At 57.3% G+C, this 232-nt stretch carries 1 pseudogene; it reads left to right on the top strand.

Annotated elements, in window-relative coordinates:
- Positions 1 to 27: 27 nt before the first annotated feature.
- Positions 28 to 232: pseudogene (locus SB717_RS39845) on the top strand (hypothetical protein); the annotation flags it as partial.

The following is a 232-nucleotide window of genomic DNA, read 5'->3' as shown; positions in this document are numbered from 1 at the left end:
CAACATCACTGAAGAGGAAGGAACGCGATGGTCAAGTACGCCAAACCATCGGAGGTGAGCTGGACCGAGCATTACCCCGAGTTGGGTACCGGTCCGATTTCCCTGCGCGATTCGTATTCGCCTGAGTTCTACGAACTCGAACGCGAGGCAATCTTCAAACGTGCGTGGCTGAACCTGGGTCGCATCGAGGACGTCCCACGGACGGGAAGCTACTTCACCAAGGAGCTCGAGG

The sequence above is a fragment of the Priestia sp. SIMBA_032 genome (genome assembly GCF_046535215.1).
Taxonomy (GTDB): Bacteria; Bacillota; Bacilli; order Bacillales; family Bacillaceae_H; genus Priestia; species Priestia aryabhattai.
Note: the sequence above shows the minus strand (reverse complement) of the source record. Positions and strands in the feature narration are given on the sequence as shown.